We start from the raw sequence: 23726 nt of genomic DNA, 5'->3' as shown, positions 1-23726 counted from the left end.
TCAGCAGTTGGGGCGTGCCGAGCGGCCGGCGAACCGGTCGGCGAGCCAGTTGCCCGCTGCCGGGGACTGCGTGATGACGCCGCTGACGTGCTCGCCGATCCAGATGGTGTCGAACTCGAGGTTCGCGCCCCGCGCACACCAGTCGGACCGCAGCCGGCTCCCGACGGCGTACGGGATGAGCTCGTCGCCGAGCGCGTGGTACTGGTACACGGGCGCGGCCGGGGCGGTGCGCCCGAGCTTGCTCTGGTTCAGGCGGGCCTGCCAGTCCGGCTGCGCGAGCGGGTTGCGGGTGGTCAGGTCGGAGATCCGCTTGAAAGAACCGGCGATGGCGTCGATCGCCACGCAGTTGTCCTTCATGGCGCCGACCAGGACCTTTCCGGCCGGGTTGAGGTAGGAGTCGAGCTTCAGTTCCGGGAAGGCCGCGTCCTGGCCGGCGGCGGCCATGAAGATGAGGCCGGAGCCGTAGGAGCCGTTGTTGAAGTCGGCCACCTTCAGCAGGTCGGCCGGGACGCCGCCCGTCGCGGTGCCCTTCACCTGCAACTCCGGTGCGTACGAGCCCTGCAGCTCGGCGGCCCAGCTGCTGGCCTGGCCGCCCTGGGAGTACCCCATGATGCCGACGGGCGTCGTGGCCGACAGCCCGGCCTCGGGGAGGCGGGTGGCCGCGCGGGCGGCGTCGAGGACGGCGTGGCCGGCGGAGGGGCCGACGGTGTAGGTGTGCACGCCGGGGGTGCCGAGGCCCTCGTAGTCGGTGACGACGACGGCCCAGCCGCGCAGGGTGAGCTGCTGGATGAGGTTGGCCTCCATGGCGGTGCCGTACGGGAGGTTGTTGCTCGGCGCGCAGGAGTCGCCCAGGCCGACCGTGCCGACGGCGTAGGTGATCAGGGGGCGCGGGCCGGTGCGGCCGTCCTGCGGGACGATGACGGTGCCGGAAACGACGTTCGGGGCTCCGTCGGCGGTCGTGGAGTTGTAGTGGATCTTCCACGCCTTGGTGTTCGTGGGCTGGCCGGGCAGCGGGTGGAACGCGGACGGCGCGCTGCTGACGATGTCGCCGGGGCGGGCGGCGGTCTCCGCGGCCTCGGAGGTGGCGATGGTCTCCTGGGCGGCGTCGGCGGTGCCGGGGATCGCGGCGGAGAGGGCCAGGGCGGCCACTGCGGCGAGTGCTGAGCTTCGGATGCGCATGGGGCGGCTCTCCCAAGGGTCCGGGTGGGGGTGGTAGGTGAGGAGAAGGTAGTGACCGACCGGTAGGAACGTCGCTGACCGCACAGCTCAGCTTTACTGGCCCCGGGCCACCTTGTCGGGGTGGCCGCGGGTGCGGTACAAACGCGCGACACGCAGGGTGGAATTCAGCCATGCGGACCATCGGACTTGGCATGAACACACCATTTGGGGGAGTTGTGGCGGTCGCAACGCGCGCGCAGAGGTTCAAGAACCGGGCGACCTTGGGCCTGGTCCTCACCGGGATCGGCACCGCCGCGTTCTTCTTCGTCGGGATGGCCTCCCAGCAGCCCGCGGGCTGGGGCGCGGCCTACGCCTTCGCCGACCCGGTCACCGTCCAACTCCGGAGCAACTGCGGGTCGATGACCGTCGTGGGCCGCGGCGGCGGTTCGGGGCGCGCCAGCGCCACGTGCGAGGGTGTGGAGTGGACCGCCGACGGGAAGGTCCGGGCCGGCACGCTGTACGCGTACGCGGACGAGATCGACCGCGGCGGCCCGGACGGGCCGACGTACAAGGGCGAGGCCCGAGCCCTGGGTGACCGGGCGTACGGCAAGCCGGCGCTGTGGATCACCATCGTCCACCTGGCGGCGCTGGGCTTGGCGGCGCTCGGTCTGGTCGTGGTGCTCTTCGCCGCACTGGCGGCGGCGGTGCCGGGGCGGCGGCGGCCCTGACGGCCGTGGCGGCTCTGGCGGCCCAAAACCCTTGCACTGATTGTGAGTTGGCGAGTAATTGACGCTTACACAGTGAAGGGTCCGGGTGCTTAATGGTTCCCCGCGCAGTATCAGCCAACTGCGCGTTCGACTGGGGGAGCCATGGAATCCAACGGCGCCACAGCACCACCGCCACCACCGCAGCCGCCCCGGGGTCAGCAGCCCCCGCAACCCGCGCAACCACCTTCCCAGTCACCACCGCTGACGCCGTTGTGGGTGCCCGCGCCGACCCCGCAGGCGAAGCGGAACGGGCCGGAGGACTTCGAGGCGCCCGATCTCGTGCTCCGGGTCAGCAACCGCCTGCTGTGGGTGGGCGAGGCGGTCTATCCGTTGCACAACATCGTCCGGGTGCAGACCTACGTGCTCACGCCCGACCGCAAGAAGGCGTGGGCCGACTTCGCTCCGTGGATCATCCTCGTGCTGGTGTTCTTCGTGGCGTCCCTGGTGGACGGCAACCCCGTGGGCGTCGTCGTCACGGTCGTCCCGATGGCCCTCCTCGTCGCGTACCTCGTGCGCCGGCTCACCCGGCCGGACCTGTACGTCATGGGCGTGGAGACCTCCGGCGCACCCGGCGCGGTGGTGACCCTGGCGGACCGGGCCGAGCTGCGCAGACTCGTCGCGCGGATCGTGGACGCCATCGAGCACCCGGAGGCGGAATTCTCCCTCTACGTGGCCCAGCCGACGGTGAACATCGGGCACTACGTCCACGTCGGCGACTTCGCGAACATCAACGGCGGCTCGGGGAACATCGGAGTGATGAAGAAATGACGACGGACGGCGACAGTGTCAGCGGCAGTGGCAGTTCCTATCACTACGGGGACAGCGTCACCGTGAACGGCTCGGGCAACATCGGCATCGTCAAGAACCAGTCCCCGACCATCGGCGGCCCGCAGGCGCCCCCGGTCACCCCGCAGGAGGCGATCCAGCAGCTGGAGCGGCTGCTCCTGGAGCTCCGCGCCCAGGTCACGCCGGCCGGTGCGGGCACCATCGACGCCAACCTGCCGGTGATCGTCTCCCCGGAGAGCGGTCCGGAGGCGCGGCACGGGGCCCTGATGGCCGTACTGGGCCTCGCGACCCTCGCGGGCGAGGTCGGGCGGCCGATCATCGAGGCGGTGGGCCGGGTGCTGGAACTGTTGGGCTTGGCCTAGGGCCTGTCGTCAAACTCCCGTCTGCCGCGCTTCGGGCGACGACGGGATTTTGACGACAGGCCCTAGCCGAGGCCGTCGGGCGCCTCAGCCGCCCGACGCGATGCGGTACGCGCCCGGGGTGGTGCCCGTCCAGCGGCGGAAGGCGCGGTGGAAGGCCGTGTCCTCCGAGAAGCCCAGGCGGGCCGCCAGCTCCGCGATGGGCTCGCGGCTCTCCGCCAGGCCGGCGATCGCCGCATCGCGCCGCACGTGGTCCTTCAGCTGCTGGAAGGACGTGCCCTCCTGCTGGAGCCGCCGCCGCAGCGTGGCCGGGGAGACCGCCAGGCGCGCCGCCACCTCGCCCAGTTCCGGCAGGCGCGGCGAGCCGCGCAGGGCCTGGGTCAGGGTCCGGCGGACCTGCTCCGCGACCGTGGTCCCGTACGTCGGCCGGGACAGCAGGTCGAAGGGGGCCCGCCGGAGCATCGCGTCGAGCGCGGCCTCGTCCCGTACGAGCGGAGCCGTCAGCCAGTGCGCGTCGAAGGCCACGGCCGCGCCCGTGCGGGCCTCGCCGAAGCGGACCGGACAGTCGAAGAGGAGTTCGTACTCCTCCGCGTGCGGCGGCGCCGGATACGCGAAGGAGGCGTGGGCCAGCGGGATGCGCCGCCCGATCAGCCAGCTGCTCAGCCGGTGCCAGATGGCGAGCACGCACTCGGTGAGGAAGCGCTCCTCGTCCCGCGCGAACTCGTTCCGCACCATGAACCACGCCTGCCCGCCCTCGACTTCGAGCGCCAGCTCGGGTCCGCCCGGGAACAGCCCGTAGAAGGTGGCGGAGCGCTCCATCGCCGCACCGAGATCTCGGCAGCCCAGGGAGGACCTGCACATCATCGCGAAGGTCCCGGGCCGGCTGGGTACGGTCGACAGGCCCAGGAACTCGTCCTGCGTCGCCCGGTACAGCGCCCGGAACAGCCGCGCGAACTGCGCGGGCGTGACCCGCGCCCGGTCGTCGCCCAGCAGCAGCGGCGGAATCTGCGCCTCCTGGAGCAGCGGCACGGTGTCGAGCCCGCTGCCGCGCGCCCCCGCGAGCACGGCACGCACGTGGTGCACGGTGACCGTCCGCCTCCCCATGGGTCCGACGGTAGCCGCAATGAGCGCTGAGGTCAGCGGGGGTGACGCTTCCGGTCATGCCGCGGACGCCTCCCCGGTGCCTAGCGTCATCGGTACGACCCCAGGGGGAGGCGAGCCCGATGAGCCCGATGGACCCGATCGAATCGGTTGGTGGGACGGACCGAGCCGTGCGCCCGCGCACGCTGGCGGTGTTCACCGAGTGGACCGGAGAGCGGTACGCGGCCGAGACCGCGCTCCGCCACAAGGGCGGGGAGGGCGGCTGGGACACCGTCTCCTACGCCGAACTGCGCACCCGCGCAAGGGAGTCAGGCCGCGCCTTGCTCGGCCTCGGGGTGGCCCCCGGCGAGCGCGTCGCGGTGCTCGCGGAGACCCGCCCGGAGTGGACGTACACCCACTTCGGGGTCCTGGCCGCAGGGGCCGTCCTCGTGCCGGTGTACCCGACGGCAGGGGAGGAGGAGCTCGCCTGGGTGTTGTCGGACTCCGCGGCCGTGGTGGTCGTCTGCGACGACGCCGCCCAGGCGGCGCGGGTGGAGGCGCTGCGCCCGAAGCTCCCGGGGCTGCGCGCGGTGGTGGAAATGGACGGGCTGCGCGCCCTCCCCGGCCCGGCGCCGGAAGCCGAACTCCTCGCCCGGGCCGCCGCGGTGGACCCCGCGGCCGACGCCTCCATCGTCTACACCTCGGGCACCACCGGCCTGCCCAAGGGGTGCCGCCTCACGCACGCCAACCTCGGCGCGATCCAGGACGCCACCCTCCCGCTGATCAAGGGCGGCCCGGGGGACTCCACGTACCTCTACCTCCCCCTCGCCCACCTGCTGGCCCAGCTGATCCAGTTCACCACCCTCCTGGAGGGCGGGGAGCTCTGCTACTTCGGCGGCCGGATCGAGGACGTCATCGGCGAGCTCGCCGAGGCCCGCCCGACCCATCTGCCGTCCGTGCCCCGCCTGTTCGAGAAGCTGCACTCCGTGGTCCTCTCCCTCGCGGAGTCCCAGGAGGGCGGTGCGGGCCGCTTCGCGGAGGCGGTCCGCCTCGGGGTGCTGGCCTGCGAGGGGCGCCTCCCGGATGCGGACCGCGCGGCGTACGAGGCTGCCGAGAAAACCCTGTACTCCCTGGTCAGGGGCGCCTTCGGAGGGCGTCTGAAATGGGCGCTGACGGGCGGCGCCCCGATCGCCCCGGCCACCCTCGACTTCCTGCGGGCCTGTGGGATCGCGGTCTTCGAGGGCTACGGCATGACGGAGTCGGGCGGGGTCATCAGCCTCAACCACCCGGGCGGGATCCGCTACGGATCGGTGGGACGCCCGATCGCCGGGTGCGAGGTCCGCATCGCGGAGGACGGGGAGGTGCTGGCCCGCGGCCCGATGATCTTCCCGGGCTACCACGCCAACGACACGGCCACGGCCGAGACGCTCGACCCGGACGGCTGGCTGCACACCGGCGACCTGGGCGAGGTCGACCCGGACGGCTACCTCTCCATCACGGGCCGCAAGAAGGAGCTGATCATCACCTCGGCGGGCAAGAACATCACCCCCACCGAGCTGGAGTTCGCCGTCCAGCGCTCCCGCTACGTCTCCCGTGCGGTCATGATCGGCGACCGCCGTCCCCACCCGGTGGCCCTGATCACCCTGGACGCGGAGGAGATCGCCGCCTGGGCGGCCCGCGAGTCGGTGACGCTGGACCCGGCCGCCCCCGGCGAGCACCCCGCCGTACGGGCCCTCGTCGCGGAAGCGGTCGAGGCGGCCAACGCCACGGTCTCCCGCCCGGCCCGCGTCCGCGCCTTCCGGGTCCTGCCCGGGGAGTTCACCGTGGAGGCGGGCACCCTCACCCCGACCCTGAAGCTCCGCCGCCGGGCGGTGGCGGAGCGGTACGCGCGCGAGATCGAGGAGCTGTACGCGTAGGGACGACCAGGGCCAGGGTGCTCCGGGGACTGCTGGCCGGCCTGCGGCTGCGTGGGTCGCACCCCCGTGGCATCCCTCCCAGCCGGTCTCCGGACGGGCCGGAGCCCTCGGATGCCGCCAGGAGCCCCCGGAGCACCCCGGAAGCCCCCGCAAGGCCGGGGGGCCTTACGGGGGCGGTCTGTGAGGCTCAGTGCTGGCGGGCCGAGCGGCGGCGCAGCAGGACGAGGCCGCCGGCGCCGAGGACCGCGGAGCCCGCGCCGGCCGCGATCCACGCGGACGTGCTGTTGGTGGAGTCGGCCACCTCGACGCCGGCCGCCACGCCGCCCTTGGGGACCACGACGGTCTGCGAGCCGCCGTGGGCGGAGACCGCGGGCTTCGGGGTCGCGGAGGGCTTGGCCGGCGGGGTGGAGGGCTTGACGCCGCAGTCCTTGAGGGGCTTGGGGAAGCTGACGCCCAGCCACGGGATCACGCCGTCGGCGACGCGCACCTGGAGCTGCGGCGTCAGCGGGTCGTCGGCGGCCTTGATGCGGGCGCCTCCGGCGAGCCCGACGGGGTTCGCCTTGGTGAGCGTGGCCAGGGTGCGCGACCCCTTCGCGTCGATGAGCTTGGCGACGGGGCCCGCGGGGCCGTTGGAGAGCTGCAGGCTGACGCCGTCGAGGGGGGTGGCCATGTGGGTCGTCACCGTGCAGCCCTGCCGCGTCTCGCTGCCGCCCTGCGCGAAGCCCCGGGACTCCGGGTTCTTCCACGACTGGACCTGGCCCTTGTTGTTCAGGGTCACCCACATGCCGGCGATCTGCTCGCCGTCCTCGGCCTGCTCGCCGGGACCGCCGACGGTGAGGTGACCGAGCTGGCTGCTGCCCTCGGAGTAGACGTCCAGCCAGTAGGAGGCCTTGCCCTTCTTCCACAGGTCCGCCTTGGTGCCGTTGGCCAGCACGAGGTGCTTGACGAGCTCCCCGCCCAGGCCCTGGACCGACGCATCGGCCTTCGGGGCACCGGTCTTGGGGGCGTCGGCCGCGAAGGCGGTTCCCGGAGCCAGGAGGGCTCCCGCGAGGGCGGCGGTGGCGACGGCGGAGCGGAGGAGGGTCTGACGGCGGGAGCGGGTGCGGATCGACATGGGGAACTCCGTGGCAGGTGCTGGAAGGAGGAGGGTTCGCACGGCACCTCCTCTGCCTGACGGACTGTCGCCTGTCGGGGCTTGGTGGGCTGCAAGAAGAAAATTACGGAGGGTGTGTAGGCGAAGTGTCTGTTCCATGTCACCGGACTGTCACGGCGGTTGGGGATGCCGGACATGCGCCCACCTGCGGTTGCTTGTCCCCGCGGGCCCCCGGGGCGCCCGGGTAGGACCACCGCACGATCCGCTTCCTACAGTGACCCCATCGACCGGCGGGAAGCCGGTCCGCGAACGGGGGAGAGTCATGGCATTCCGCAAGTTCCTGAGCGCGCTCGGCGTCAACGCGCCGAGCGTGGAAACGGTCGTCGAGAACCCGAAGGTCCACCCGGGCGGGCTCCTGCGTTGCGTGGTCACCGCCGTGGGCGGCGGCGCCGACGTGGACATCGAGCGGGTGCGGCTGAAGGTGGTCGTACGGGCCGAGGACCTCGAGGCGAACGGCGTCAAGACCGCCTGGGAGCACCCCTACACGGTGGTGACGGCCGACCTCGACGGCTTCCGGCTGCCCGCCGGTGAGACGGTGACGGTCCGCGGCGAGATCGAGCTGCCGTGGGAGATACCGCTCACGCACGGGATGGGTGCACCCGTCCCCGGCGGCCGGGTCGCGGTCCGTACCGAGCTGGCCATCGAAAACTCGGTGGACCAGGGGGACTTCGACGAGATCGAGGTGCACGCCCTGCCCGCCCAGGACGCGATCCTCCAGGCCTACACGGACCTGGGATTCCGGCTGCGCGAGGCCGAGGTCAAGATCGGGTTCCTCCCGGAGCAGGCGCCGCACATGCAGTCCCGGCAGACGGAGAAGTGCTGGCAGGAGATCGACTTCTTCTTCCCGGAGTCCTGGAAGTGGGGGCGGGAGGAGCTGGAGACGGTCTTCATCACCCGTGAGGACTCCCTCGACGCCCATCCGGGCGGCTTCCCGCCGGTCACCTTCGTCCATGCGGAGCTGGACCAGGAGGCTTGGACGGAGGCCCTGGAGAAGCACGTACGCGGCCACTGGCTGCCGACCTCCGGGTAAGCCCGGGAACCGCCGGCCCGGGGGACCGCTTCACCCCTGGGCCGGCGCCCCGCCGCCCGGCCGCTTCCGCCGCCACCTCAGCCGCACGCCTGCGTGAAGCAGGCCGAAGTACGCCACGAGCAGCCCCACCGGGAACAGGTAGTCGCCGATGACGCCCCCGGTGTCCTCGTACTCGTCCGGCGAGTACAGCTCCCCCTTGTGCTTGCCCTCGGCGAGCACCCAGCCGGCGTCGTAGCCGAAGCCGGTGCCCGGGTCGTAGTCCGGGGCCTTGAGGCGGGCGTCCCGGTCGGGGGCGCACCGATAGGTGCCTTCCCGGTCCCTCGCCTCGCTCGCGCCGTACGGGTCGCGCCAGCGCACCTCGCAGCGCCCGTCCGGCTCCTCGCTGACGACGGTCAGGCCGATCTGCCGAAGCTCGGGATACGGCGTCGCCTCGTACGCGGTCGTCGCGAGCGCGATCAGGACGATTCCCGCGACCAGGACCCACCACCGGGACCACTGTGCTCTGAGCAACGCCGCCTCCTTCGTCCGCGTGGGGCCAGGATGAGCCGGAAAGGGCCGCAAGGCCAGAGTCCGGCAGAGGGGGAAGGCTGCATTCCGCGGTGCGGAGTGTCAAGCGGAATCCGGAATAGATCATGACTACGTCGAAATGGTCCAATCCCTACTTGGCCGGTCGGACCCGCCCTACACTTCGAGCCCTCAACGCCAAAAAGAGCCAGGGGGGCGCGAAATGGCGGTTAGCAATTCGACGGTCCAAGTCCGTGTGCAAGAGGGTGTGCTGTGGGTCGACGGTGAGGCCTATCCGTTGCACAACATCTCCCACGTGGGGCAGCGCGTATTGGAGGTGGACAAAGGAGCGGCCTGGCGCAGGTTCATCGGCCGGGCGGCGCTCTGCATCGTCCTCGGCGCCATCGCGGTGGCCATCTTCGGGAACGTCGCCGGGGTCGTCGCGGTCGCCGTCCTCGGGCTGCTGATCTGGCAGCTCGTGAAGGTGATCAGCACACCCCCGGTGTACGGCCTGGTCCTCAACACCTCCGGCACCCAGCGCGATGCCGTGTGGTCCCTGGACCGCGCCGAGATCGAGAACCTCGTCTACGAGATCACCAAGGCCATCGGCCGGCCGGACGCCGCCCCGGTGACCATCAACATCAAGGAAGCGGTGATGGGCGACCAGTTCAAGGTGTACGGAGAAGGGGCGATCGGCCAGGCCCGGCACAGCGGCTCGGGAGACATCCGGGGAGGGAGTCGATGATGGCGGGCGATCAGTTCACGGTGAGCGGGCCCGGAAGCATCGGCCAGGCCTCGCACACGGGCTCCGGCGACATCGTGGCCGGAGGCAAATACGTCGGCGGAACTCCGCCGGAGGCTTCGGCCATCGAAAAACTCCTCGAAGAAGTCCAGGCGATGAGGCAGCACCTGGACGAGAGCGACCGGGCGGAAATCGACGCGGCGGTGGAAGAGCTCGGGGAGAATCCCCCCGAGGCGAGATTCCGGAGAATCCTCGGGACGTTCTCCGGAATTGCCACACTCATCGGAGAAGCCGGAGTTCCGGTGATCGCGGCGGTCAAGGCGCTGCTGGGCTGAACGGCAAACGGAAGGCGAGGGGGCCACACGTGGTGGCCCCCCTGTCCTACGCTTCCGTGACCCCGCCGAGGAACGCGGACCAGGCGCCGGGTGCGACGGTCAGCTGGGGGCCGGCCGTCACCTTGGAGTCCCGGACGTGGACGGAGTCGGCGCAGCCGGCGACCTCGACGCACTGGCCGCCTTCGCCGCTGCTGTAGCTGGACTTCCGCCAGTCGAAGGCGACTTCGAGGCACTGGCCGCCCTCGCCATCGCTGTAGCTGCTCTTGAACCAGGCCAGGTGTGTGGTGTTCATAGTTCTCCCAGCAACTTCTCGATCAGGGCCAGTGACTCGTGTGGCGTGAGTGCCTGTGCCCGGATGATCCCATAGCGCTCGCTGTAGATCCGGACCTGTTCGGGATCGGTGATCAGGTTCGGGCGACCGTAGACCTCGGTGTAGGCGATCTGCTGACGACCCTTGGGGTGGAGGAGGCTGAACGACCCGCCCATGGCGGCGTGTTCGCCCCTGCTGAACGGCATCACCTGGAGCTCCACGGTGCGCAGCCGGCCGATCTCCAGGAACCGGCGGAGCTGGCCTCCGTGGACGACCCGGCCACCCACCGGGCGCAGCAAGAGGCTCTCGTCGAGGACGAAGCTGAAGGTGGGCGACGGCCACCGTTCGAAGATCTGTTGACGCGCTAGGCGGTCGGCGAGCCGTTTCTCGATGGTCGCCTCGTTCAGTAGCGGGCGCCGCTTCTCGAAGACGGCCCGTGCATGCCCCTCTGTCTGGAGGAGGCCCATCACGCCCTGGTAGCTGTAGTCGTGAACGGCGTTGGAGGCGGCCTCCGCCTTCGCGTAGTCCCGGAACCAATCGGGGTGCCGGGTCCGGGCCCGCTTAAGGGCTTCCTTCACATCCGGGATGGCTGCGATCAGGACGCCCCCCGCGCCGAGCGCTCGGTCGACGTTCTCCAGGAAGTCCGGCTGGGGTGTCCGTACGCCCCGCTCGATGGAGGAGACCAGGTCCTCTCCCACGTGCACGAGCGCCGCGAGCTCCTTCTGCTGGAGGCCCGCCCGTTCCCGTAGCACCTTGATGATTTTGCCGAGCGCCTTGAAGAGGTACGCGGTGCCGTCGACCTCCACGGGTCGTTCCGGCTCTTCCTCGCGCTCCGACAGGTCGTTCATACGCTGAACCGCCCTCGCCCGTACTACCCGTACACGCAACAACCGCCGGTCCTACGGAGTTTCCCCGTAGCGCCGCCGTTCCTGGAAAGCGTACGGCGCACCGGCCACGCTCGGTGACGTGACGACCGAATTGAGTGACATGGCACCGGCGGAGTTCCGGCTGCGCCTCTCCGCCACCCCGCGCGGGGCCCGGCTCGCCCGTCGGCTGGCCGGGGTGCAGCTCGCCGCCTGGGGGATCCCGTACGGCTGCGGCCTCGCGGAGGACGTGGAACTGGTGGTGGGGGAGCTGGCCGCGAACGCCGTGCTGCACGGGCGGGTGCCCGGCCGGGACTTCGAGGTACGGCTCGGCTACGACGGCCTGCGGGTCCGCGTGGAGGTGAGCGACGCCCGGGGCGACCGGCTGCCGCCCGAGGCGGAGGCGGCGGTGGACCCCTGGTCGGCGGAGGGCGGGCGCGGGCTGATGCTCGTACGGGCCCTGGCGCGGGAGTGGGGCGTCGCGCCGAGGGCGCAGGGCGGTCCGGGGAAGACGGTGTGGGCGTGCCTGTGAGCTGCGCGCCGGCGGGTTGGTCTCGGTCCCGCGAGGGCGATCGTCACGGCTCCCCGGCCACCCGGCGCCAGTGGGTGAGACTGACCCGCACGGTGAGGGTGTTGGGGTGATCCGGCCCCAGCACACGGATGTGCTCCTCCAGGGTTGCTGCGGTCTCCTTCGCCGCCCTGCCCGGATTCCCCGCCATCCCGTGCCAGGCGGCGAGGTCGAACCGGGTGGCGAGCGTGTCGGGGTGGTCCGGGCCCAGGACCCGCAGACGGTCCTCCAGCAGCACGGTGAATGCGGTGGTCGCGCCCGTCCGATCTCCTGTCACCGCCCGCAAGTGGGCGAGGCTGCTGCGAGTGATGAGAGTGTCGGGGTGGTCCGGGCCCAGTACGCGCAGGCGGTCCTCCAGCAGGGCGGCGACGTCGTCCGCAGCTCCGGCCGGATCTCCGGCCCTACCCCGCAAGTAGGCGAGGTTGTGACGGGTGGTGAGGGTGTCGGGGTGGTCCGGTCCCAGGACCCGCAGTTGGTCCTTCACGAGGGCGGCGAGCGCGGCAGCGGCCCCGGCCGGGTCGCCCGCGTTCCCGCGCCAGCCCGCCAAGTTGTTGCGGGTGGCGAGGGTGTTGGGATGGTCCGGTCCCAGGACCCGCAGGCAATCGTCCACGAGGGTGTCGAAGGCGGCAGCGGCAGCGGTCGCGTCCCCGGCCTGTCCGAGCCAGAGGGCGAGGTTGTTCCGGGCGGCAAGAGTCGCGGAATGGTCCGGTCCCAGGACCCGTAACTGGTCCTCCATCAGGGCACCGAACGCGGCAGCCGCCCCGCTCGCATCCCCTGCCCTCCCCTGATAGGTGGCGAGGTTGGAACGGGTGGCCAGGGTGTTGGGGTGGTCGGGTCCTTGAACCCTCAGTTGGATCTCCAGGAGGAGGGTGGCTGCTTCTAGGGCCCAGGCGGTGTCCCCTGCCCGGGCACGCCAGAGGGCCAGGTTGGAGCGGCTGGTGAGAGTGCCGGGGGACTCCGGGCCCAAGTGGTGGGTGGCGGTGTCCGTGAGCTGCTGGAGGTGCTGGATGGCGGCCGCCACTTGCCCGGAATGTCCGAGGCTTTCACCAAGGTGATACAGCACCGGGTGGACCACGGGCCGGTACAGGGCGCTTCCGGCGCACGCCATCAAGGCGGTGGTGTTGGCGCGCAGGGCGCTGGCCAGGCCGGCGTCGCGTTCGGTGTCGGGCCAGGCGGCGATCAGGGCGTCGGCGGCAATGCGCGCGAGTAGGTCCCGGTAGTCGGGGAGGAGAGGGTCACGGATGGCCCGTTGGACGATCTGGTGGACGCGTACGGCCTGATGGATTTCAGCGGGGGAGTGGTCGACCAGGCTCAGACGGTGGAGCGCCCGCAGAGCGCCGGTCGCCTCCTCCTCCGTGACCGAGGGGGGTTCCGGGGTGGAGCTGTCACGGTGGTCGAACGATCGGTGGGCCGTGAGGTACTTGAGAATGGGATGACCGACCAGGGCCTGGCCGGGGATCCCGTTCGGGTCGAGCATCGCGGCGAGCTCCAGCAAGGGCCGGGCCAGACCCGCCGGTCGCAGCTCGTTCGCTCGCTCCACGGACAGGGACCAGGCGGCGGCCGCCGGGGTCGACTGGTCGTCGGGGAGGGAGCCGGGTTCGGGGAGAAGGTCGCCCAGTTGGCGGGCGCGGTCGGCGAGGCGCGTGCGGTAGTCGGCGGGGGACAGCTCCGTGTCGACCAAATAGGCCGCGGCCTGGGACAGCGCGAGCGGCAGGTGACCCAGGTCCCGGGCCAGGGCTGTGAGGTCCGCTTCGGGTTCGCTGCGGCCCTGCGCGGCCAGGGCGTGCCGGAGGTGGGCCGTGGCCTCGGCCGGGGTGAACAGGCCCACCGGGACCAGGTGGCCGTGGGTGGCCAGGGCGGCGTCGCGGCGGCGGGTGGTGACCAAGGTGCGTCCCCGGTCGTGGGCGGGCGGCCACAGGTCGCGCAGGTCGGCCGGGTCGGCGACGTCGTCCAGGACGATCAGCCAGCGGGGACGGCCCGGCGCGGGTTCGAGCCAGGCCAGGAACGCCTGGGCGGCCCGCTCGGGGTCGGCGGGGTCCGTGTGCAGGGTGTCGGCGGCCGCCTGGGCGTAGGCGTCGATGACGGCCTGGCGGGTGGCGGCGGTGACCCACACCAGCAGGTCGACCTGTCCCTTGGCCCAGGCATGGCGGGCGTGGTCGGCCGCGAGTTGGGTCTTGCCCACGCCTCCCATCCCGGCGAGAACCTGACACAGGACCGCAGTGCCCCCGCCCTCCACGGCGAAGCGCAGCCGCTCCGCCTCGGCCCGCTCCTGGAAGGAACCGGCCCGCCGGGGGATCACCCCGACCTGGTGCGGCCAGGAGACGGTGTGCCGGGGAGCGGCCTGGTAGGTGACCTGGCCGATGTGATGCGCCGCCAGGCTGCCCTGCACGGCGTGGACGAGTACGCCATCAGCCGGCGGCACGGTGGCGGGGAGGCTTGGGGGGAGCGCCGGTCCGGTCAGCCCTGGGACGGATCCGGCACCGGAGGGGGGCCGATGTGGGCGCCTCCGTGCAGGACGGCCGCCGCGATCGATCCGCCTTCGGCCTTCACGCTGACGTCCCGCCCGGCGGCCACGCCGCCGGTTCCGGCGGAGACTGCGCGGGCTGCTGCGGTGTCGTCCAGCAGGGCCCGTAGCCCGGCGGCCGCGTCGTTCCGCTCGGTGTCGTCGAGACCCTCCAGCAGGTCCTCGAAACGGCTGCGCCAGACCTGTGCCTGGAGGTTCTGCTCCTGCTCCGTCCCACCGGCGGCCACGAGTTCCGCGGCGGTGCGGTCCAGCCGCTCCAACTGGACCCGCTCGCGCTCGCCGTCGCCCCGGCCGAACCACCGCGCGACCCGGGCGCGGACTTCCGTCCACGCGTCCGTCGTCGCGGCCTGCACCACCGCGGCTCCCCCCGCCGCGGCCAGTGCCTCCAACGATTCGGCCAGCACCTCGCACCCACCCCCGTGTTCCCGGATCCCTCGTACGCGGCCCTCGACGGGCCACGTACGAACCTACTGCCGCGCACCAGCGCGCACGGCCCATTTCGGTCAAGGAGGCCGAGTCCGCCCGTCCCGCTACTTCAGGTTGTCGGTGATCAGCTTCTTGAACTCGTCCGGGGTGATCGAGTCGATGCCCTTGCCGGAGTTCACCGTGAGCTTCGTGCCGTTGATGGAGACGTCCGGAGTGCCCTGCATGTTCTGGTCGTAGAAGGCCTGGCCGACCTTCTCGACCCACGGCATGTAGGTGAGTTCCTTGACCGCCTGGTTGAAGGCGGGCGTGCGCAGCCCCGGGACCTGGTTCGCGAGGTCCAGCAGGGTGGCCGTGGAGCCGAACTTGTCGTCCGATTCCTGCTCCGGGTGGTTCTTGTAGAGCACCTGGAGGTACTCCATGAACTTCTCCGGGCTCTCGTTCACGGCCGCGCCCAGGGCGTTGACCGCGCGCTTGGAGCCCTTGCCGCCACCGAGTGCCTTGTCCAGGAACGTGGCGAAGTGGTACTCGACGCGGTACGTGCCCGCGTCCGCCTGCTCCTTGATGGTCTTCCCGAGGCCGATCTCGACGCCCGCGCAGTAGGGGCAGCGCGGGTCGAGCCAGACGGAGAGGACGTTCTTCGCGTCCGCCTTGCCGTACGGGATCACGATCCCGTCCTTGCCGGTGGTGTTGGCCGGCTGGACGAAGGGCTTGCCGGCGGCCTCCTGGTCGACGCCGGGCTTCGACACGTAGAGGCCGATGCCGACCGCGAGGGCCAGTACGGCGACCAGCGCGCCGCCGATCAGTACGCGCCCGCGCAGCTTCTCCCGCCGGGCCTGGGCCTCGCGCTCCTCGCGCATGCGCTCGCGGGCCTCGCGCCGCTGGTCCTTCTTGCTGGTTGCCATTCCTCAAGGATAAAGAGCGCAGAGAGGTCAAATATGTGCCATTGGTTTGAATCGGGCGGGACCTAAGTCCCTGGTCCGCGCACCGGCGAGAGGTTCGTGAAGATGAGACGAATGGTGGGGCACATCTCCGGGGGCGGCGGTGAGTCGCGTGCGAAGAACTGATAGACAGTTAACCTCCACGGCCCGTTCGATCGGCCGTCCGCGCGAAGATGTCGGGGCGTGCGGAGCATCATGTGACTTTGTACGTTTTACGGGGGCCCGGACCGGCCTCCGCTCTGGGGGGATCGCCGCACTGTGAAGCCACTTCACCGTCACCTCGTCAACACCTCGCGCAAAGTCATGTGCACGGCCGCCCTCGCGGCCAGCCTGACCACCGCCGCGGTCGTGACCAACACGCCGATCGCGGGTGCCGGGGAAGCCGAGCCGACCCCCGACAGCCCCCAGGCCACCGAACGCGGTGACGCCCGGCTGGACCTTCCGGACCTGGTCGCCGACCCGCCGCCGGCGCCCCCCGGCGCCGCCAGCCCCGGCGGGGCCACCGCCGGCATACCCGCGACCGCCCTCGACGCCTACAAGCGTGCCGAGATCTCGGTGGCCGCCGCGCTCCCCGGCTGCCACCTGCCCTGGCAACTGCTCGCGGGCATAGGCCGGGTGGAGTCGGTCCACGCCTCCGGCTACGGGCTCAAGGCGGACGGGTACACCGAGAAGCCGATCCGCGGGCCGCGCCTGGACGGCAACGGCTTCGCCGAGATCAAGGACACCGACAAGGGCGAGTGGGACGCGGACGCGGAGTACGACCGCGCGGTCGGCCCGATGCAGTTCATCCCCTCCACCTGGTCCACCTGGGGCGCCGACGGCAACGCCGACGGCAAGCGCGACCCGAACAACATCTACGACGCCGCGCTGGGTGCCGGCCTCTACCTCTGCGCGGGTCAGCGCAACCTCACCGACTCGGGCGACCTCGACAAGGCGATCCTCAGCTACAACAGGTCGCGCGAGTACGTGAACACGGTGCTCGGCTACATGCGCCAGTACCAGGCCGGCCAGGGCGCCACCCCGGTTCCGAACCCGCCCTCCGGCAACTACCCGACGCCGATCCCGCCGCAGCTGCCGACGCCGCCGGCCCCCGCGCCGGTCCCGACGCCGACTCCGACGCCCACGCCGCCGACCCCCACGCCGACCCCCACCCCGCCGCCGAAGCCGACGCCGACCCTGGACAAGCTGATCCGGGTCGGTACCGCGGAGCTCACGGCCGAGGCCGGGACCGAGTTCGGGCGCACCCCGCTCATCAAGGCGGTGCTGAGCGACGGCATGCCGGCCGTCGACCAGGCGATCGTGATCGCGGTCGACGACGACACCACCGGCCGCACCGTCTTCGCGGCCGACGGCAAGGACTTCGCGGTCGTGCGCACCAACGCCAACGGCCTGGTCAGGGTTCCGAAGCTGAAGGCGGGCGCCAAGGCGGGCACCTTCAGCCTGCGCGCCACGGGCTACGCGGTGTCGGTCGAGGTCTCCCTGCGGATCGGCGGCAAGGTCACCCCGGCCAAGCCGGTACCCGTTCCGGAGGCGGACCTGCTGGTCCGCAGCGACGCGAACGCCGGCAAGCCGCTCACGGCGGAGGCCGGGACCGGGATCAAGGGCGTGCAGTTCCTGGCGACGGCGAAGGGCAAGGCCGTCGCCGGAGCCAAGGCCACGGCCGGGCTCGGAGCCAAGGACAAGGACGGGAAGTGGGTCCCGGCGGACCCGGCCACGGCGGGGAAGACCCCGTACTTCCTGGACAAGGACGGCAAGAAGCTGACGGAGCTGGAGCTCCCGGCGACCGCGGCGGACGGCAAGATCGCCCTGCCGGAACTGTCCACCACGGGCGTCGCCGCGGGCACGTACACGCTCCGCGTGCGGATCTCGGACCAGGCGGTCCTCTTCCTGGAGATCACCGTCACCGAGCCGCCGGTCACCGAGCCCCCGACCACCGAGCCGCCCGCGACGGAGCCCCCGTCGACCCAGCAGCCGGCCCGCGAGGCCTAGAAGAGGAACGCCTGCCGGAGCACCCCGCCGAACTCGGCGGGGTGTGTGCTCAGGCCGGTGTGCCCGCCGGGGAACTGCAGCAGTTCCCTGCCGAACCGCTCGGCGAGGAACGCAGCCGGGCGGTGGGGCAGCTCGCCCACCGAGTCCCGGCCGCCGGCGAGCACGAGCCGGTCCGCGACGGCCTCCGCCTCCAGCCGCCGGAGGCCGGGGGAGTAGGCCATGAAGCTCGGCACGATGCGCCCGAGGAAGTAGGGCAGGTCGCCCATCGTCCGCTCGACCCGGGCGGCCGCGGCGGGCGGAAGCCCGGCACGGGCCGGTGGCTCGGGGGCCCGGTCACCGTGGCCCTCACCGCCCTCCTTCTTCAGACCCGCCGCGAACACGCCCATCGCCGGCACGAGCCCCTCCGCGTCCAGGGTGTCCCGTACGCGCGCGAGGAACGCGCGGTGCGCGGGGGCGTCCGGCAGCACCTCCACCACCGGGGGCTCGTGCGCCACGAGGCGGACGAGGCGTTCGGGCCGGGCGGTCAGCAGGTGCGCCCGCCCGGCCGGGCGTGCCGTAGCTGCCCTGCGGGGGCTGTCCCCTACCCGCCCTTCGCCCGTTCCCTGGGGCTCCGCCCCAGACCCCGCGCCTCAAACGCCGGCGAGGCTGGACGATGCCGCGCAGCGGCATTCTCAGCCCGTCCGGCGTTTGAGGACCGGGTCCGGGCGGAGCCCGGGGAACGGTGGAAGGGCGGGTAGGGGACACCACTTCGTCCCCGGGCGCCCGGGGACGGGTGCTACGCGGCGCCCCCGTCCCGGGGCGTGGGCCAGTGGCGCAGCAGGATGTGCAGGGCGTCGAGGGAGCGGATCCAGGAGGCCTGCGGGGTCCGTGCGTGGGCGAAGCCGCCCGAGGCCTCCAGGGCCACGAACCCGTGGAACGTGCTGCGCAGCAGTCGGGCCGCGTCGGTCAGATCGGGCTCCGCCAGTCCGTAGCCGCGCAGCATGCCGTACGTCAGCGCGACCGCGCGGCGCGGTCCGGCGGCCTTCGCGGCCAGCTCGGGGTCGATCTTGCCCGGGGCCTGCGTCGCCGCGTAGCGGCCGGGGAACTTGTGGGCGTACTCCCGCCAGGCGTTGGCGAACGCGACGAGCGCGTCCTTTCCGGCGAGCCCCGCCGTCGCCTCCGCGATGAGCAGCGTCTTCTCGTCCGCCGCCAGCAGCGCGATCCGCCCGCGGAGATCCTCGAGGCTGCGGACGTGCGCGTAGAGGCTCGCGTCCTGCACCCCGAGCCGCCGCGCGACCTGCGCCATGGTCACCCGGTGCAGCCCGACGTCATCCGCCACCTCGGCCCCCACGACGGTCACCTTCTCCGCCGTCAACCCCATCCGCACCATGTGCCCCTCCCGTTTCCCTAGGGGCGCTAGGTTACTCCTAGATCAACTAGGTGCAACCCTAGGGGTCCTAGGAACTCTTGGGGCCCCGGGGGGCCGCAGCAGCCCCAGGGCCCGGAGTGCACCCGGATACGCGAAAGCGCCCCCCGGTGCCGGGGGGCGCTGCGCCGGAGGCCCGGTTCAACGACCCGGCCAGGGCAAAGGCAGGAGCCCCGTCGACTCTGCTCGCACAGAGAAGACAGGGCTCCTTGGGTACTGCATAATCCAACCGCGATTGGTTGGCCCAGGCGACTAGGCCGGGGTGACGTTCTCCGCCTGCGGGCCCTTCGGACCCTGGGTGACGTCGAAGTTCACCAGCTGGTTCTCCTCAAGGGAGCGGAAGCCGGCGGCGTTGATCGCGGAGTAGTGGACGAAGACATCCGGGCCGCCGCCGTCCTGGGCGATGAAGCCGAAGCCCTTTTCAGCGTTGAACCACTTGACGGTTCCGGTAGCCATGAGCCCTCCTATGGGCCAAAGGGTCGCCCTGCTCCAGAACCTGCTAAGAAGTCTGAAAACTACAAAAGCCTGCGGGTCACATTCTCCGCAGGCCTCGTACTGCAAGGGAAACCAAACTGCAACTTGCGTCGAGCCTAGCACGCACCTCCCGGCCGAGACCAGAGGGAAAGATCACGTCACTCGGACGTTTGAGACCCGCCAGACGGCTGACGGAGACACGGGGGCTAGTCTCGCGATGTGGACGCCTATCGCAGCCGGCCCCGTGTCGGCCACATTCAGTTCCTGAACTGCCTGCCCCTCTACTGGGGGCTGGCCAGAACCGGCACGCTGCTGGACCTGGAGCTGACCAAGGACACCCCGGAGAAGCTCAGCGCGAGCCTCGTCCAGGGCGGCCTGGACATCGGCCCCATCACCCTCGTGGAGTTCCTCCGCAACGCGGACGAGCTCGTCGCCTTCCCCGACCTGGCGGTCGGCTGCGACGGTCCCGTCATGTCCTGCGTGATCGTTTCGCAGGTCCCCCTGGACCAGCTGGACGGCGCCCGGGTCGCTCTGGGATCCACCTCGCGAACGTCCGTGCGCTTGGCCCAGCTGCTGCTCGCGGAGAAGTACGAGGTGCGGCCCGACTACTACACCTGCCCGCCCGACCTGGGGCTGATGATGCAGGAGGCGGACGCGGCGGTGCTGATCGGCGACGCCGCACTGCGGGCCTCGCTGCACGACGCGCCCCGGCTCGGACTCACCGTCCACGACCTGGGGGCGATGTGGAAGGAGTGGACGGGACTGCCGTTCGTCTTCGCCGTCTGGGCCGCCCGCAAGGAGTACCTGGAGCGTGAGCCGGAGGTCGTGCGGAAGGTCCACGAGGCCTTCCTCGCCTCCCGGGACGTGTCCCTGGAGGAGGTCGGCAAGGTCGCCGAGCAGGCGGCCCGCTGGGAGGCCTTCGACGCGGAACTCCTGGAGCGCTACTTCACGACGCTCGACTTCCGCTTCGGCCCCGACCAGCTGGCCGGCGTACGTGAATTCGCGCGCCGGACGGGACTCACGACGGGCTATGCGCCCGATGTGAACGTGGAGCTCCTGCCGGTGGGTGTGCCGGGTCATTAGCGCGGCTTATGAGGGTATTCGCCTTTCCGCAGAGCGGAATGGGGCGGAAAGGCGAATGCCCGCCGTTTACCGGGAATGCCGTCCCCTTTCATCCCCTGTCCTCATCCCCTGTCCTCACCCCCCCCCGCGGGCGTGCGGGCGGGGCCGCCCGGGGACACGATGAGGAGGGAGGGGCGGGGGGAGCCCGGGGCGGTCGCGAGCGTGCTCACCCAGGGGGCCACCGGAGCCTGCCATGACCACACGCTCACTCGGCCGGGACATCACGGTGCTCGGGGACGCGCTCGAAGCGCCCGGAGTCGGATTCATCCCGGTCAACGCCTTCGTCCTGCACGCCAGGGAGCCCGTGGTCGTCGACACCGGCCTCGGCCTGCCCGACCGGGACTTCCTGAGGACCCTCTCCGAGGCCGTCGACCCCGCCGAGGTGCGGTGGATCTGGCTGACGCACCCGGACCGGGACCACACCGGCGGGATCTTCGCCCTGCTGGAGGCCGCCCCCGAGGCCCGCGTGGTGACCACCTTCCTCGGCGCGGGCGAGATGACCACGGAGCGTCCGCTACCCATGGACCGGGTCTACTTCCTCAACCCCGGCCAGCGCCTCGACGTGGGCGACCGCACCCTCACCGCCTTCCGGCCGCCCCTCTTCGACAACCCCGCGACCGTGGGCTTCTACGACGACCGGTCGCGGGCCTGCTTCAGCTCCGACTGCTTCGGCGCCCCCCTCCCGGACGGCGACCTCGCGGCCGGCGGCGACGCCGGGGCGGTCGGGCCCGAGGACCTGCGGGCCGCCCAGCTGTTCTGGGCTTCGCTGGACAGCCCCTGGGTGACCGTCGCCGACCGGGAGAAGTTCCTCGCCACCGTCCGGCCGGTCCGGGAGATGGACCCCGAGCTCGTGCTCTCCACCCACCTGCCGCCGGCCGCCGGGATCGGGCTCATCGCCCGGATGCTCGACACGGTGTCCCTCGCCCCGGGCCTCGAACCCTTCGTGGGCCCGGACCAGGAGGCCCTGGAACGGATGCTGGCCGGGTTCGAACCGGCCGGCTCGGCGCGTGCGACGGCCTGAGCCGTAGCGCCCCCGGGCCGGGTAGTGGGGGACGACCGCCCCTGCTAGCGTCCATCGCCGAGACATGCCAGGACACGGCGGGCCGGGGTGGGCAGGGCGGGGGCGAGAGCGGGCATGGGCATCGCGGGATTCGTGGCCGGGGTCACGCTCTGGGGCGTACTGGCGGGCCTGCTGCTGCCCCGGGCCGTCTACCGCCTCTCCGTCGAGTCGGGCATGCCCTGGCGGTCGGACTGCCCGGCCGGGCATCCGCTGACCGGCCCGGCCGGAGGCTGGCTGGGCTTCGCGGTCTGCCCCCGGTGCGCGCCCGGGGCCCGGTGGCACGGCGGCTACGCGCCCGTCGCGGGGGCCGTGCTCGCCACCACCCTGGTGTGCCTCACGCTGGGCGCCGGGGTCGGGGCGCGGCCCGAACTGGGGGCCTGGCTGCTGCTCGTGCCCTTCACCGTCCTGCTCTGCTTCGTCGACCAGGCCGTGCACCGGCTGCCCGACGTACTGACCCTCCCGCTGGCGGCCACCACCGCGGCCGCGCTCGGCGTGGCCGCGCTGTTCACGGGTACCGGCGGATCCTGGACGCGCGCGCTGCTCGGCGGGCTCACCCTCGGGTCCGTGTACCTCGTCTTCCATCTGATCTACCCGCCCGGCATGGGATTCGGCGACGTCACCCTGGCCCTGACCGTGGGGCAGATCCTGGGCTGGTACGGGTGGTTCGTGCTGTTCGCCGGCACCTTCGCCGGCTTCACCGCGGCCGCCGTGCACGGGTACGTCCGGGCCGCCCTGCGCCGGGCGGAGCCCGGGACCTCGATCGCCTTCGGGCCGTTCATGGCCGGCGGCGCCCTCGCGGGCGTGATCTACGCGGGCCTGGGCCTGGGCATGGGGCTCGACCTGGCGTCGGACCCCGTCCTGGGAGCCGGACTGGTTCCGTGAGGCGGTTCGGGACATCCCGCAGGGGGCCAGCCCGGGAGCCGGAGGGGCTGGCGTAGGCTGGATCGGTCCGGGAATCTCGACCGCAGCCGGGCGCCAGCCGAACGACACAGCCGAAAGGTGACGCACCGGTGACCGACCAGGCCGCTCTCCAGTCAGTCCTCGACCGAGCCGCCGCGGGGGGCCGGATCACCCGGGAAGAGGCGCTCGACCTCTATCGCCACGCGCCCCTGCACGCCCTCGGCCAGGCCGCCGACGCGGCCCGCCGGCTGCGCTACGCCGGTACCGAGCACATCGCGACGTACATCATCGAGCGGAACATCAACTACACCAACGTGTGTGTGACGGCGTGCAAGTTCTGCGCCTTCTACGCGGCCCCCAAGGACGCGAAGAAGGGCTGGTCCCGGGATCTCGACGACATCCTGCGCCGCTGCGCGGAGACCGTCGAGCTGGGCGGCACGCAGATCATGTTCCAGGGCGGCCACCACCCGGACTACGGCGTCGAGTACTACGAGCACCACTTCTCCGCCATCAAGCAGGCCTTCCCGCAGCTGGTCATCCACTCCCTCGGCGCGTCCGAGGTCGAGCACATGGCCCGGATCTCCAAGGTGTCGGCGGAGGAGGCCATCCAGCGCATCCACGCCGCCGGGCTCGACTCCTTCGCGGGCGCCGGCGCCGAGCTGCTCCCGGAGCGGCCGCGCAAGGCGATCGCCCCGCTCAAGGAGTCCGGCGAGCGCTGGCTGGAGATCATGGAGATCGCCCACAAGCTGGGCGTGGAGTCCACCTCCACCATGCTGATGGGCACCGGCGAGACCAACGCCGAGCGCATCGAGCACATCGCGATGATCCGGGACACCCAGGACCGCACGGGCGGCTTCCGCGCCTTCATCCCGTACACCTACCAGCCCGAGAACAACCACCTCAAGGGCCGGACCCAGGCGACCGTCTTCGAGTACCTGCGCATGATCGCCATCGCGCGGCTCTTCCTCGACAACATCGCCCACATCCAGGGCTCCTGGCTCACCGTCGGCAAGGAGGCGGGCCAGCTCTCCCTGCACTACGGCGCCGACGACCTCGGTTCGATCATGCTGGAGGAGAACGTGGTCTCCTCGGCCGGTGCCAAGCACCGCTCGAACCGCATGGAGATCATCGACCTGATCCGCAAGGCGGGCCGCACCCCGGCCCAGCGCGCGACGACGTACGAGCACCTCCTCGTGCACGACGACCCGGCGAACGACCCGGTCGACGACCGCGTGGTCTCGCACATCTCGTCCACCGCCATCGAGGGCGGCACCGCCCACCCCGAGCTGAAGCTCATCTCCTCGAACTGACGCGCCC

General features: G+C 71.7%; 25 protein-coding genes. 13 read left to right on the top strand and 12 right to left on the bottom strand.

Annotated elements, in window-relative coordinates; translation table 11 throughout:
* Nucleotides 1–1179, bottom strand: a complete 1179-nt coding sequence (locus ACE1OC_RS17530; RefSeq protein ID WP_407837786.1) for a lipase family protein — start codon at nt 1177–1179, stop codon at nt 1–3.
* A gap of 215 nt (nt 1180–1394) precedes the next feature.
* Here ACE1OC_RS17530 and ACE1OC_RS17525 point away from each other — a divergent pair, with 215 nt between their 5' ends.
* The 3 genes from ACE1OC_RS17525 (at nt 1395) to ACE1OC_RS17515 (ending at nt 3073) form a co-directional block, all read left to right on the top strand.
* Complete coding sequence (locus tag ACE1OC_RS17525) at nt 1395–1886, top strand: hypothetical protein (protein ID WP_407837785.1); 492 nt, start codon at nt 1395–1397, stop codon at nt 1884–1886.
* A gap of 255 nt (nt 1887–2141) precedes the next feature.
* Nucleotides 2142–2693, top strand: coding sequence for a DUF6232 family protein (locus ACE1OC_RS17520; protein ID WP_407837784.1), 552 nt, complete (start codon nt 2142–2144; stop codon nt 2691–2693).
* Entirely contained in the window at nt 2690–3073 is a 384-nt protein-coding gene (locus ACE1OC_RS17515) for a hypothetical protein (RefSeq protein ID WP_407837783.1), read from the top strand. The genes ACE1OC_RS17520 and ACE1OC_RS17515 overlap by 4 nt, the downstream gene beginning before the upstream one ends.
* 84 nt (nt 3074–3157) lie before the next feature.
* On the opposite strand, the gene ACE1OC_RS17510 is transcribed toward ACE1OC_RS17515, so the two are convergent.
* The gene (locus ACE1OC_RS17510) at nt 3158–4174 is read right to left on the bottom strand and encodes an AraC family transcriptional regulator (RefSeq protein WP_407837782.1); all 1017 of its coding nucleotides are present in this window, start codon (nt 4172–4174) and stop codon (nt 3158–3160) included.
* Nucleotides 4175–4293: 119 nt separating this feature from the next.
* On the opposite strand from ACE1OC_RS17510, the gene ACE1OC_RS17505 reads away from it, so the two are divergent.
* Nucleotides 4294–6066 carry an AMP-dependent synthetase/ligase gene (locus ACE1OC_RS17505; protein ID WP_407837781.1) on the top strand — a complete coding sequence of 591 codons (1773 nt, stop codon included), beginning with the start codon at nt 4294–4296 and terminating at the stop codon, nt 6064–6066.
* 187 nt (nt 6067–6253) lie between these two features.
* Here ACE1OC_RS17505 and ACE1OC_RS17500 read toward each other — a convergent pair whose 3' ends face one another.
* A complete protein-coding gene (locus ACE1OC_RS17500; RefSeq protein ID WP_407837780.1) occupies nt 6254–7180 on the bottom strand; it encodes a hypothetical protein in 927 nt (308 codons plus the stop codon).
* Between the two features lie 301 nt (nt 7181–7481).
* On the opposite strand from ACE1OC_RS17500, the gene ACE1OC_RS17495 reads away from it, so the two are divergent.
* Nucleotides 7482–8249, top strand: a complete 768-nt coding sequence (locus ACE1OC_RS17495; RefSeq protein ID WP_407837779.1) for a sporulation protein — start codon at nt 7482–7484, stop codon at nt 8247–8249.
* A gap of 30 nt (nt 8250–8279) precedes the next feature.
* Here ACE1OC_RS17495 and ACE1OC_RS17490 read toward each other — a convergent pair whose 3' ends face one another.
* Nucleotides 8280–8759 carry a hypothetical protein gene (locus ACE1OC_RS17490; RefSeq protein ID WP_407837778.1) on the bottom strand — a complete coding sequence of 160 codons (480 nt, stop codon included), beginning with the start codon at nt 8757–8759 and terminating at the stop codon, nt 8280–8282.
* 217 nt (nt 8760–8976) lie between these two features.
* On the opposite strand from ACE1OC_RS17490, the gene ACE1OC_RS17485 reads away from it, so the two are divergent.
* Nucleotides 8977–9498, top strand: coding sequence for a DUF6232 family protein (locus ACE1OC_RS17485; RefSeq protein ID WP_407837777.1), 522 nt, complete (start codon nt 8977–8979; stop codon nt 9496–9498).
* Complete coding sequence (locus tag ACE1OC_RS17480; RefSeq protein WP_407837776.1) at nt 9495–9830, top strand: hypothetical protein; 336 nt, start codon at nt 9495–9497, stop codon at nt 9828–9830. Before ACE1OC_RS17485 ends, ACE1OC_RS17480 begins: the two co-directional genes overlap by 4 nt.
* 46 nt (nt 9831–9876) lie before the next feature.
* Here ACE1OC_RS17480 and ACE1OC_RS17475 read toward each other — a convergent pair whose 3' ends face one another.
* Together ACE1OC_RS17475 and ACE1OC_RS17470 are read right to left on the bottom strand one after the other, a co-directional pair.
* Nucleotides 9877–10122: a DUF397 domain-containing protein gene (locus ACE1OC_RS17475; protein ID WP_407837775.1), complete on the bottom strand. Its 246-nt coding sequence runs from the start codon at nt 10120–10122 to the stop codon at nt 9877–9879.
* The gene (locus ACE1OC_RS17470) at nt 10119–10988 is read right to left on the bottom strand and encodes a helix-turn-helix domain-containing protein (RefSeq protein WP_407837774.1); all 870 of its coding nucleotides are present in this window, start codon (nt 10986–10988) and stop codon (nt 10119–10121) included. The genes ACE1OC_RS17475 and ACE1OC_RS17470 overlap by 4 nt, the downstream gene beginning before the upstream one ends.
* A gap of 118 nt (nt 10989–11106) precedes the next feature.
* Here ACE1OC_RS17470 and ACE1OC_RS17465 point away from each other — a divergent pair, with 118 nt between their 5' ends.
* Nucleotides 11107–11535: an ATP-binding protein gene (locus ACE1OC_RS17465; protein WP_407837773.1), complete on the top strand. Its 429-nt coding sequence runs from the start codon at nt 11107–11109 to the stop codon at nt 11533–11535.
* 43 nt (nt 11536–11578) lie between these two features.
* Here the strand turns inward: ACE1OC_RS17465 and fxsT are convergent, their stop codons facing one another.
* From fxsT to ACE1OC_RS17450, 3 genes are all read right to left on the bottom strand, one after another.
* Nucleotides 11579–13993 carry an FxSxx-COOH system tetratricopeptide repeat protein gene (gene fxsT / locus ACE1OC_RS17460; RefSeq protein WP_407837772.1) on the bottom strand — a complete coding sequence of 805 codons (2415 nt, stop codon included), beginning with the start codon at nt 13991–13993 and terminating at the stop codon, nt 11579–11581.
* Between the two features lie 35 nt (nt 13994–14028).
* Complete coding sequence (locus ACE1OC_RS17455; RefSeq protein ID WP_407837771.1) at nt 14029–14499, bottom strand: hypothetical protein; 471 nt, start codon at nt 14497–14499, stop codon at nt 14029–14031.
* A gap of 126 nt (nt 14500–14625) precedes the next feature.
* Nucleotides 14626–15423: a thioredoxin domain-containing protein gene (locus tag ACE1OC_RS17450; protein ID WP_407837770.1), complete on the bottom strand. Its 798-nt coding sequence runs from the start codon at nt 15421–15423 to the stop codon at nt 14626–14628.
* Between the two features lie 294 nt (nt 15424–15717).
* Here ACE1OC_RS17450 and ACE1OC_RS17445 point away from each other — a divergent pair, with 294 nt between their 5' ends.
* Nucleotides 15718–17448 carry a lytic transglycosylase domain-containing protein gene (locus ACE1OC_RS17445; protein ID WP_407837769.1) on the top strand — a complete coding sequence of 577 codons (1731 nt, stop codon included), beginning with the start codon at nt 15718–15720 and terminating at the stop codon, nt 17446–17448.
* On the opposite strand, the gene ACE1OC_RS17440 is transcribed toward ACE1OC_RS17445, so the two are convergent.
* The 3 genes from ACE1OC_RS17440 to ACE1OC_RS17430 form a co-directional block, all read right to left on the bottom strand.
* A complete protein-coding gene (locus ACE1OC_RS17440) occupies nt 17445–17942 on the bottom strand; it encodes a hypothetical protein (protein WP_407837768.1) in 498 nt (165 codons plus the stop codon). The genes ACE1OC_RS17445 and ACE1OC_RS17440 overlap by 4 nt on opposite strands.
* Before the next feature lie 281 nt (nt 17943–18223).
* Entirely contained in the window at nt 18224–18817 is a 594-nt protein-coding gene (locus tag ACE1OC_RS17435) for a TetR/AcrR family transcriptional regulator (RefSeq protein WP_407837767.1), read from the bottom strand.
* Nucleotides 18818–19105: 288 nt separating this feature from the next.
* The gene (locus ACE1OC_RS17430) at nt 19106–19309 is read right to left on the bottom strand and encodes a cold-shock protein (RefSeq protein ID WP_112451444.1); all 204 of its coding nucleotides are present in this window, start codon (nt 19307–19309) and stop codon (nt 19106–19108) included.
* 237 nt (nt 19310–19546) lie between these two features.
* Here ACE1OC_RS17430 and ACE1OC_RS17425 point away from each other — a divergent pair, with 237 nt between their 5' ends.
* The 4 genes from ACE1OC_RS17425 to mqnC all read left to right on the top strand — a co-directional run bounded on the left by ACE1OC_RS17425 (nt 19547) and on the right by mqnC (nt 23719).
* Nucleotides 19547–20410, top strand: coding sequence for a menaquinone biosynthetic enzyme MqnA/MqnD family protein (locus ACE1OC_RS17425; RefSeq protein ID WP_250740960.1), 864 nt, complete (start codon nt 19547–19549; stop codon nt 20408–20410).
* Nucleotides 20411–20642: 232 nt separating this feature from the next.
* Nucleotides 20643–21470 (top strand): MBL fold metallo-hydrolase, encoded by an 828-nt coding sequence (locus tag ACE1OC_RS17420; protein ID WP_407837766.1) that lies wholly within the window; start codon nt 20643–20645, stop codon nt 21468–21470.
* Nucleotides 21471–21584: 114 nt separating this feature from the next.
* Complete coding sequence (locus ACE1OC_RS17415) at nt 21585–22391, top strand: prepilin peptidase (protein WP_407837765.1); 807 nt, start codon at nt 21585–21587, stop codon at nt 22389–22391.
* A 128-nt stretch (nt 22392–22519) separates the two neighbouring features.
* The gene (gene mqnC / locus ACE1OC_RS17410) at nt 22520–23719 is read left to right on the top strand and encodes a cyclic dehypoxanthinyl futalosine synthase (RefSeq protein WP_250740957.1); all 1200 of its coding nucleotides are present in this window, start codon (nt 22520–22522) and stop codon (nt 23717–23719) included.
* Nucleotides 23720–23726: the final 7 nt, after the last annotated feature.

The sequence above is a fragment of the Streptomyces stoeckheimensis genome (assembly GCF_045822005.1).
Lineage (GTDB): Bacteria > Actinomycetota > Actinomycetes > Streptomycetales > Streptomycetaceae > Streptomyces > Streptomyces stoeckheimensis.
Note: the sequence above shows the minus strand (reverse complement) of the source record. Positions and strands in the feature narration are given on the sequence as shown.